We start from the raw sequence: 9,294 nt of genomic DNA on the forward strand, positions 1-9,294 counted from the left end.
CTACGTCGATACCGAGTTTCGGAGTTCGGTGATGGCGGATCTGTAGCGGGCGATCTCTTGGGCGCGTTCGAGGTAGAGGTCTCCGATGTGTTCTTCGATGTGGACGATCGGGGGTTGGGTCATGCGGGATTTGGGCATCATCGGGAACTCCAGGAGCGTGAAGGAGCCGAGTAGCGCGCCAACATGGTTGCGGGTGGTGAAGGGGACGACTCGGATCGACACGTTGGGGCGCTGATCGAGTTCGGTGAGGTGTTGGCGTTGTTCGGCCATGACGGCAGGGCCACCCCATTCCTCGCGCAGCGCGGCCTCGGACAGGAAGATCTCGGCGGCGAAGGACGAATCATCAAGGCGGGCTTGGCGTTTCAGCTGGCGTTGGACGCGTTCTTCGATCTGGTCGGTGGGTGCGTTGGGGGTGTCGGTCCAGGCCATCGCGCGGCAGTAGTCGGGAGTGCGGACGTGGAGGGGCAAGCGGATGACCGCCCACGCCGTTACGCGGATGGCTTGCTCCTCGAGCGCGATGTAGGGATCCAAGTCGGGAATTTCGCGGTCGAGGTGGGGTTGCCACCACCCGCCGCCCCATTGGGCGGTGCGGCGGGTTTCGCAGGCCAGGGCGAGGATCAGGCGTCGCTCGTCGTCGGTGGCGTGGTAGAGGTTGCAGAGGGTGTTCATGTAGAGGTCGCTGGCCGAGCGTGCGGAGAGTCCTTCTTCGAGGCGGCCCATGGTTTGGGGGGAGATTCCGAGGACGCGGGCCGCGGCGGCTTGGCTCACGCTGGCCTTCTTTCGCAGGGCGCGCAGTTTCTGGCCGAGGGTGCGGCGCGCGGAAGTCGAACCTTCAGCGGGCATTTCAGCTCCTTGATTCTTCGAAGTTGGTTGTATGTCCGAATTCTTTGGATCTGGCGGGCACTCCGCCCGCGAGGGGAGACAATCGGCCCCACGATCAGGAGCCCTCGAAAAGCCGGTGACACGGCAGCAGGCGCATACTCTCCGTCACCGCTGTATCCAGCCGGACCACGGCGCGGTCATGCCAGCGCGCCATTTCGTTCAGAAACACTCGCGCCGCCGTCTCCTCGGCCCGGAAGTGCAGCGGCACAGGGATTTCCGGGAACTGCACCATCACGTGCACCTGCATTCGCAATCGCCCCGGTCCGCCGCGTAAGCGTGCAGTGCGTTCTCGGTGATCTGGACATCTTCGACCATTTCGGCTCGAATCAAGCCAATAACCTTGTTTCCCATAGCAATTCACGCTCTTCCGTCGCGTCTCGGATGGAGAGGAGTCCGCTGGAGAGGAAGCCGGACGGCTGATTCGAACTCCCCAGCGGAGCCACGACCCAGATAACCACGCGATACGACTGGAGATGCGCCGGTCGGTGTCCACATGCGTCCTCAGTGCTCGCTACGCTGGAACTGTGGACCCTGGGGCGCTGTTACGTGCCGCTCGCGAGGCGGCGGGGATTTCGCTGCGCGGGATGGCCGAACGGACCTTCTACAGTCGGACGTACCTGAGTGCGATCGAGACGGGGCAACGTCCGGTCCCTACTGGGGTTACAGTCGCCTACGAAAGGGTGCTGGGCACAACGGATTTAGGGCGACTCACAGCCGCTGTGAGATCAGCTTCCAGAGTGGGTGTCAGCACCCTGTCCGAGGTGGCTTCGATACTGACATCTGCTCGCCGGGTGGAAGATGCGACGGGCGCACTCTCGGTTCTCCCGGTTGTGCGAGGCATATCCGCTATGACCGAGCACTTCGCACGTCATGCACACACCGCCGAGTCCACAGCAGCAGCGGCGCTTGCCTCGGAGGCGACGCAGTATCGCGGCTGGCTGGAGCACGCGGTCGGGGCGGACAATGCCGCCCGGCGCAGTCTGGCCACAGCGGTGGACCTGGCGAGAGAATCCCGTGACCCGGACCGGCTCGTGCACAGCTTGGGCTTTGCCGGTTACGTCGCCTGGAGCGCAACGGGAGACTACGACGAAGTTATCGCCTTGTCGGACGCGGCGCTGAGTGTCCGGAACGCGCACCCGGTCCTTGTCGCCTACGCCCGGATGCGGCGGGCCGAGCTGCTAGCGGCACGTGGCGAGACGCGGGAAGCGCAACGCGCCTTGACAGCAGCCGACAAGGCGGCGGCGTCATCAGGCACGCCACCCGAGGCGATGTATTGGTGGACCCCTGGGTTTGGAGCCGTGCAGCGGGCCGGCGTTCTGGCCCTGCTGGGAAATACCGCCCGAGCGGTCGAGGAAGCCACAGCGGGGCTCGCTGAGATGCCGATCGAGCATCGCGGTACGGAATGGCTCGCGTCGGCGCTGCGCCGGGTCGACCCGGACCTGTCCGAGAGCGATCTTTGAGGTGGGAGTCGCTACCGCCCGAGAAGATCGCCGCCATTCCCGCTCTGGCTTCACGACAATCGAAGCTTTGAAATAGTGTCGAGTTCCAGGTCATCCCAACGGAAGTCGCAGTGCACGACGGCCTGCCGGGCCTACCGACATCGGGGGCTCGTTCGGCCGCAGCCGCAATTCGGCTCACTCCGCCGGTTTCGATCTCGCCCGCCATGGGTTCGCTCCCGGCTGTCAGATTCCTTTCTCGAGCCCTTGCTGCTTGCGGAGTTCCAGCGCCCGTTCGGCGGCGCGGCCTCCCCGCTGCACCTCCGGGGTCTCGGCGGGCGCGCCGGGGAGGGCGATGCCCGGCGCGGGCCTGCCCTGGTTCACCAGTTCCAGGATGGGTCGTAGCTCCGGCGCGTAGCCTCGCTGCCGGGCCCGCTCCTTGGTCGTAATCGTGCCCACGCGCCGGTACCGCGACGGGCTGCCGGTCGACCACCACGCCGTCTACGACAAACTCATGGCCGCAGCGTCGGACACGATCCGGCTGGACTATGACGAGTCGACGCCCGAGGCCCATCAGGTCGGCAGCGAGCGGATGCTCGAGCATGCCGACGAGTTGTTCGCCGTGTGGGGACGGCAAACCCGCCCGCGGCTACGGCGGGACCGCCGATGTGGTGGAGGCGGCACGACGGCAAGGGCTGCCGGTGACCGTCGTATGGCCGGAGGGTGCCGAACGGGACTGACAGTATCTGCGAAGAAGCACTCGGAATCCGGTCCGAAAGGTCAAGGTCAACCGCCACATCGCCCCACGGATGACGCGGCGGGAGCGCCTGTTCGGCGAAGATCCGCGTCGACTCGTCACCTTCAATTAACTCTCAGCAGCAATGGGTGGAAGGTGACGGTCAGCCCCGGTCGGCTTGGGTGCCTGGTGTCCGGGTGTAGGTAGTTCGGCCGTTGTCGAGCGCTCGGAGGGCGGTTTCCAGGCGTCGCCAGATGTCGGGGCGGAGCCGTTGTCTGGCTTGGTTGGTGGTGAAGAAGCCGAAATCGTCGAGTTCGTCGTCGACCACACGGAGGGTCTCGATCTGCGCATCGGTCAGCACGCCGCCGTCGAACACGAACATCAGTTTGTCGTCCCAGTTCTCGTCACGGGGTACCCAGTCGACAACGAGCAAGGGCGGTGGTTCCGGAGGCAGGTGGAGTCCGAGTTCTTCGGCGAGTTCTCGGCGCAGGGTGGCGTCGGGGGCCTCGTTGGCTTCCGACATCCCGCCGGGCAGGTCCCAGAACGGTTTGTAGTTCGGGTCGACCAGCAGCACTCGCCCGGCCTCGTCGCGGAACACTCCGTCGGCGACGACGATCTTCTTGGCCTGTTTGCGGTTGCCCTCCTGCAACTTTCGCTCGTACGCGGCGGGATCGCGGAGGTAGAGCGGTTCGGCGCCGGTCATCGGGTGTCTGCCAATCGGTGCATGGATGTCCTTTCGCAGATCACCGTATCGAGGTGGTCTGCGAATTGTCGCACTGTCGCATTGCGGTGGTAGGGCCGCAGTTGCGCCGCGACACGGCGGAGCTGCGCGGTGAGCAGGTGTGAATTCACCTCGTCGATGCCGTCGAGGGCGTCTTGGGCGACGGTGACCGCTCCGTCGAGCTGGCCCTGATCGATCAGCGTGGACGCGAGGGTGACCTGGGCGAGGGCGCGTGAGCGAGTTCCTTTGGGCCGCAACGCGATGATGCGCTCGGTCCAGGTGGCGGCACCGTGGTGGTCGCCGAGCACGCGCAGACAGCGCGCCGCGTCACTGGCCAATGACGCTTCATCGAAAGGGCTGACCCACGGCGACGGCACCGCGCCGAGGGGACCGGACAAGGCGTCGGCGGCGCGGTCCAGTATGAGCCATCGGGTCCAGCAGCGGCACCCATATCCGCCGTCATTTCCGCGGGTCCCGAGCGGCAGCCGAGGTCGCTACATCCTCAGCTGTCAGCTGGGCTCATCGTTCGTGGCGCGGCGGCGGTTTGTTCGGGCGGCGTGCCAGTTGGGGGTGGTCTAACCTGTGCGGCGGGGGTTGATGCGGGGAGGTTGGCATGGGACGCAGGTGGTTCGGCGCGCTGGGCGTGGCGGTGGTCGCGATCGTGGTGGCCGCTTGCGGGGACTCGGCTTCGGCGGTGACCGATCCCTATCAGTGGCTGGAGGACAACGACAGCGCGCGGGTGCGGGAGTGGGTGCGGGCGGAGAACAACAAGACGCTTGGTGTGCTGCAACAGGATCCGCGTTGGGCCGGGAATCTGGCCGCCGCCCAGGAGGTCGGGAATTCGCCCGATCGGCTGGCCGAGCCGAGCGTGATCCATGGCGAGATCTACAATTTCTGGCAGGATCCGGACCATACTCGAGGTATTTGGCGGAAGACTTCGGTTGCCGATTACGAAGCGGCGCAACCGCATTGGGTCACCGTGCTGGATGTGGACGCGCTTGCGGCCGAGGAGGGCAAGAACTGGGTGTGGCGGGGGGTGGATTGCGCGCCTGCCCGGCAGACCCGCTGCCTGGTGATCCTGTCCGAGGGCGGGGAGGACGCGGTCACGGCTCGCGAATTCGATTTGGAGACAGCGCGATTCGTTCCCGACGGATTCGTGCTGCCGCGCGGCAAACAGGAGGTGTCGTGGTTCGACGACGACACCCTGTTGGTCGGGCGGGAATGGCAGCCGGGCGAGCTGACCAGCTCCGGGTACGCGTATGTGGTCAAGCGCTGGGAGCGCGGGCGGCCGCTGGACGCCGCGGTGGAGGTCGGGCGCGGCGCGCGCGAGGATGTGAGCACCCGCCCGATCGTGTTGACCGATGGGACGAACCGCCGGGTGGCCCTGCTCGACCGCAGCGCGTCGTTCTTCGACCACGAATACCGGCTGCTCGCCGACGGCTCCCCCGCGCTCGCGCTGCCCGCCAAGGCCGAACTGCGTGGCATGGTCGCCGGGCGGATACTGATTGCGCTGCAACAGGATTGGGCCGTTGACGGGATCTCCTTCCCGGCCGGGACGCTGGTCGCGCTCGACGCCGACGCGCTCGTCCGCGACCCCGCCCACCCGCATCCGACGGCGGTGTACGCGCCCGGACCGGCCGACGCCCTCGAGGACGTGCTCACCACGCGCGACGAGGTGGTGGTGCTGTCGCTGCACGACGTGCGCGGCCGGGCGACGGTCTACCACCCGGGGCCGGACGGAACCTGGGCGGCCACGCCGCTGGCCCTGCCCGACAACGCGACGATCTCGGCCACGGCGGCCGACGATCACAGCGGGCTGGCCTACCTGACCGTGACCTCGTTTCTCGAACCGCCCACGCTGTGGCGGCTCGACACCGCGACCAACGCGGCGGCAGCGGTGAAAAGCGTTCCACCGCAATTCGATTCGACGGGTCTGGTGGTCGAACAGCTGAAGGCCACCTCCGCCGACGGCACCCCTATCCCCTATTTCGTGGTGCATCGGGCCGAAATGCCTTACGACGGCTCCAATCCCACGATCCTCAACGCCTACGGCGGCTTCGGGGCCAGCATGACCCCGCACTACGGCGCGGAGACGGGACGGCTGTGGCTGGCGCGGGGCGGGGTGTTCGCGCTGGCGAACATTCGCGGCGGCGGCGAATTCGGGCCCGCCTGGCACGATGCCGCGCTGACCACGAACCGGCAGCGGGCCTTCGACGATTTCGCGGCGGTGAGCCGCGATCTCGCGGACCGGAGGATCACCTCGCCCCGCCACCTCGGCATCACCGGCGCCTCCAACGGCGGACTCCTCATGGGCGTGGCCATGACCCAGCATCCGGAGCTGTACAACGCGGTCGACATCGGCGTCCCGCTGCTGGACATGCTGCGCTACGAGCACATCGCGGCGGGCGCGTCCTGGGCCGGGGAGTACGGCAGCGTCGACGATCCGGCGCAGCGGGCCTTCCTCGAACGGATCTCGCCCTATCAGCAACTGCGCCCGGAGGTCACCTATCCCGAGCCGTTCCTGTGGACCACCGCCAAGGACGACCGCGTCGGCCCGCAGCACGCCCGCAAGTTCGCGGCGAAACTCGCGGCCCAGGGCCATCCGTATCTGTTCTACGAGGGCACCGAGGGCGGACACGGCACCGGCGCGAACATCGACGAGTCCGCGACCACGACGGCGCTGCGGTTCACCTATTTCATGCGGCGGCTGATGTAGCGGGGAGGCGTTCACCTACTTCACGCGTAAGTCAGCGGCGCAGTTCGAAATCGGCGCGGGCGAGCACGCCGCGTACCCCCAGCGACATGATCGGAGCCAGGGCGAGCGTCCACTGGCCGCCGAAAAGCGGTGCGGCGACCTCGAATCGGGCGTGCCAGTGCACGCGCGTGCCCGCGCCCGACTCGGCGAAGGCGAGGAAGCCGTCCTGATAGCGCAGCGGCGGAACGGACTTCAGGAGCTGGTAGCGGACCAGGCGCGGCGGCTCGTATTCGACGATCCGCACGGTGACGCGCACGAGCGGGGTGACGATCAGCCGGACCGCGCCCACGCCGTGCTCGGCGACATCGCCCGGCCGCACCAGCGTGACGCGCCGAATCAGGTGTACCCGTTGGTAATTCGTGGCATCGGACAACCATTCGAACACGTCGGCGATGGGCGCCTGGATGGTGCGTTCCAGGTCCAACGTGCGCATGGGTACTCCGTTCGGGCGACCGGGGGTGGGGATGAGAGAGTTGGGACTGGGGGAGCCTACGGCCCGCGCCGCCGGGCGAACCAGTACAACGGGACGAACCGATGCCGTTTCGATACCGGATAGTGCGGTTTCGCCGAAACCGTCGGTAACACTGATCAGTCACAAAACCGCTGCTCGCTACGATAGCGACCATGAATGTCGAGGAACGCCGCCGTGCCCGTGCGGGCAGCGACACCGTTCCCCAGCCCGAGCGCGCCCGCCGGAACCCGGCGCGACGTGCCGTAACCGAGAGACAGGCCATCACCTTGAGCCGAGGACAGCGCGGGGCCGCGCAGCCGACCGAGCAGCCCGCCGGCGATCCGCCGGAGCGGGTCATCCGTCGACGCCCGAAGAATCGCCGTGCACAAATCGCCGCGACCTCCGCGGCCGCCTTCGGTTCGCTCGGCTACCACGGGGTGAGCATGGAGGACATCGCCACCCGCCTGGGCATCTCCTCCGCGGCACTCTACCGGCACTACCCGAGCAAATACGCGTTGTTCCGGGAGGAACTGCTGCGGCTGAGCGGTGCGACGGTGGCCGCGGTGACGCTGCCCGAGGAGGCCGCGGAGTGGTCCGCGGAGCGGCGGCTGGGGCACGTGATCGACGCCGTCATCGCGGAGACGATCGCCAACCGCCCCACGGTGGCGCTGGTGCGGTGGGAGCGGCGCTATCTCGACGACACCGACCGCGAGACGCTGGACGGCGAATTCACCAGGGCGGTCGCGGTGGTGCGCGACCTCATCGGGGAACTGCGCCCGGAGCTGTCGCGGCGCGAGCGCGGCGTGCGCTCGGTGGCGATCTTCAGCGTGATCAGCAGCATCGGCGATCACCACGCCACGCTGCCGGTGAAACCGCTGGCGGCGGCGCTGAATTCGGCCGCGTGGACGATCGTGCGCGCGGATCTGCCCGCGCCGCAACCGGTTTCGGACACCCATCGGGCGGCGGAGATCCCGCAGTCGTTCAAACATGAACTGCTGCTGAAGAAGGCGGTGGAGCTGTTCCACGAGCGCGGGTACCCGAACGTCAGCGTCGAGGACATCGCGACGGCGGCCGATCTGTCGGCGGCGTCGGCGGTCTACCGGTACTACCGCAGCAAGAGCGATCTGCTGGCCGCCGCGTTCCGCCGTGCGGCGGACCGGGTTTCGGGCGCGATCGGCCCGGCGACGGCGTCGTCGAACAGTCCGGCGGAGGCGTTGGCGAAGCTGATCGACCTCTATGTGGCGGGCTCGTTCGCCGAGCGGGAACTCACCTTCGTCTACTACGCCGAATTCGGGCACGTACCCGCCGAGGAGCGCACGGTGCTGCGCAATATCCAGCGGCTGATCGTGGCCGAATGGGTGAAACTGCTGGTCCAGGTGCGGCCCGAACTGTCCGAGGGGCAGGCCCGCATTCTGGTGCAGGCGGCGTTCGCCCTGGTGGTCGATCTGGGCCGCGCGTTCCACGACGATCGGATCTGCCCGCAGGACAAGGTGATCCGGCTGCTGGAGGTCACGCTGTTCGGCGGTCCGCGGCCGTAGCGAGGGTCGGGGTCAATTGGGTCGTAGCATCGGCGGGTGCAGCACGCGCGCCGGACCCGCCCGGTAGAGCTGCGCCGGGCGGCCGCCGTCGCGGGCGGTGGTGCGGCCGGTGGCCTCCACGAAACCCGGTGTGCTGGTGACCTTTCGGTGGAAGTTGCGCGGATCGATGCTCGTGCCCCACATCACCTCGTACACCCGCCGCAGATCGGCCACGGTGAACTCACGCCCGCAGAACGCGGTGGCGAGCGGGGTGTATTCGAGTTTGGCGCGGGCCCGTTCGACGCCGTCGGCGAGGATGCGGTGGTGGTCGAAGGCCAGCCGGTTGCGGTCGGCGAGCATCTGATCCACCGACCAGATGGCGGCCGCGGCGGCCTCGGGTCCGGCGGTCGGGGCGGGCAGATTCGGCACCAGCGCGAGATAGGCGATGCTGATCATGCGCCCGCGCGGATCGCGACCCGGTTCGCCGTAGGTGGCGAGCTGTTCCAGGTGCAGGCGGTCACCACGGATCCCGGTCTCCTCGCGCAGGACCCGCACGGCCGCCGCGGACAGGCTCTCGTCGGTCTGCACCAATCCGCCGGGCAGTCCCCAGCGTCCGCGATTGGGCGCGAAAAGGCGTTGGACCAGCAGGGCGCACAGCGTGTCGTTGGGGATCTGACGTGCGCCGAGGGTGAGCACGACCAGTTCCACCGCGACCGCCGCATTGAGGCGAAAAGCATTGCCCATGAATCGGAGTGTAATCGTCAAAATGACGATAAAGCGGGGGCGAGCGCTCGAT

At 67.7% G+C, this 9,294-nt stretch carries 11 protein-coding genes and 1 pseudogene; 5 read left to right on the top strand and 7 right to left on the bottom strand.

What is annotated here, in order from left to right; genetic code table 11:
- Both ACWDSJ_RS08435 and ACWDSJ_RS08440 read right to left on the bottom strand, forming a co-directional pair.
- Entirely contained in the window at positions 1 to 843 is an 843-nt protein-coding gene (locus ACWDSJ_RS08435) for a helix-turn-helix domain-containing protein (protein ID WP_450030253.1), read from the bottom strand.
- Positions 844 to 937: 94 nt separating this feature from the next.
- On the bottom strand, positions 938 to 1,129 hold the full coding sequence (locus tag ACWDSJ_RS08440) for a hypothetical protein (RefSeq protein WP_450030255.1): 192 nt from the start codon (positions 1,127 to 1,129) through the stop codon (positions 938 to 940).
- Positions 1,130 to 1,355: 226 nt separating this feature from the next.
- Here ACWDSJ_RS08440 and ACWDSJ_RS08445 point away from each other — a divergent pair.
- Both ACWDSJ_RS08445 and ACWDSJ_RS08450 read left to right on the top strand, forming a co-directional pair.
- Positions 1,356 to 1,568, top strand: a pseudogene (locus ACWDSJ_RS08445) (helix-turn-helix domain-containing protein); the annotation flags it as partial.
- Positions 1,569 to 1,730: 162 nt separating this feature from the next.
- Entirely contained in the window at positions 1,731 to 2,342 is a 612-nt protein-coding gene (locus ACWDSJ_RS08450; protein ID WP_450030435.1) for a hypothetical protein, read from the top strand.
- A 222-nt stretch (positions 2,343 to 2,564) separates the two neighbouring features.
- On the opposite strand, the gene ACWDSJ_RS08455 is transcribed toward ACWDSJ_RS08450, so the two are convergent.
- Positions 2,565 to 2,777: a hypothetical protein gene (locus ACWDSJ_RS08455; protein ID WP_450030257.1), complete on the bottom strand. Its 213-nt coding sequence runs from the start codon at positions 2,775 to 2,777 to the stop codon at positions 2,565 to 2,567.
- A 143-nt stretch (positions 2,778 to 2,920) separates the two neighbouring features.
- Here ACWDSJ_RS08455 and ACWDSJ_RS08460 point away from each other — a divergent pair, with 143 nt between their 5' ends.
- Positions 2,921 to 3,058 (top strand): hypothetical protein, encoded by a 138-nt coding sequence (locus ACWDSJ_RS08460; protein ID WP_450030259.1) that lies wholly within the window; start codon positions 2,921 to 2,923, stop codon positions 3,056 to 3,058.
- 159 nt (positions 3,059 to 3,217) lie between these two features.
- Here ACWDSJ_RS08460 and ACWDSJ_RS08465 read toward each other — a convergent pair whose 3' ends face one another.
- Positions 3,218 to 3,757, bottom strand: a complete 540-nt coding sequence (locus ACWDSJ_RS08465; protein WP_450030260.1) for an NUDIX domain-containing protein — start codon at positions 3,755 to 3,757, stop codon at positions 3,218 to 3,220.
- Positions 3,754 to 4,113: a hypothetical protein gene (locus ACWDSJ_RS08470; RefSeq protein WP_450030262.1), complete on the bottom strand. Its 360-nt coding sequence runs from the start codon at positions 4,111 to 4,113 to the stop codon at positions 3,754 to 3,756. Before ACWDSJ_RS08470 ends, ACWDSJ_RS08465 begins: the two co-directional genes overlap by 4 nt.
- Positions 4,114 to 4,388: 275 nt before the next feature.
- Between ACWDSJ_RS08470 and ACWDSJ_RS08475 the strand changes: the two genes are divergently transcribed.
- Positions 4,389 to 6,491 carry a prolyl oligopeptidase family serine peptidase gene (locus tag ACWDSJ_RS08475; RefSeq protein WP_450030264.1) on the top strand — a complete coding sequence of 701 codons (2,103 nt, stop codon included), beginning with the start codon at positions 4,389 to 4,391 and terminating at the stop codon, positions 6,489 to 6,491.
- Positions 6,492 to 6,522: 31 nt separating this feature from the next.
- Here ACWDSJ_RS08475 and ACWDSJ_RS08480 read toward each other — a convergent pair whose 3' ends face one another.
- The gene (locus tag ACWDSJ_RS08480; protein ID WP_450030266.1) at positions 6,523 to 6,963 is read right to left on the bottom strand and encodes an SRPBCC family protein; all 441 of its coding nucleotides are present in this window, start codon (positions 6,961 to 6,963) and stop codon (positions 6,523 to 6,525) included.
- Positions 6,964 to 7,154: 191 nt separating this feature from the next.
- Between ACWDSJ_RS08480 and ACWDSJ_RS08485 the strand changes: the two genes are divergently transcribed.
- Positions 7,155 to 8,519, top strand: coding sequence for a TetR/AcrR family transcriptional regulator (locus ACWDSJ_RS08485; protein WP_450030268.1), 1,365 nt, complete (start codon positions 7,155 to 7,157; stop codon positions 8,517 to 8,519).
- 12 nt (positions 8,520 to 8,531) lie between these two features.
- On the opposite strand, the gene ACWDSJ_RS08490 is transcribed toward ACWDSJ_RS08485, so the two are convergent.
- On the bottom strand, positions 8,532 to 9,242 hold the full coding sequence (locus ACWDSJ_RS08490) for an NUDIX hydrolase (RefSeq protein ID WP_450030269.1): 711 nt from the start codon (positions 9,240 to 9,242) through the stop codon (positions 8,532 to 8,534).
- Positions 9,243 to 9,294: the final 52 nt, after the last annotated feature.

Source organism: Nocardia sp. NPDC003482 (genome assembly GCF_053588115.1).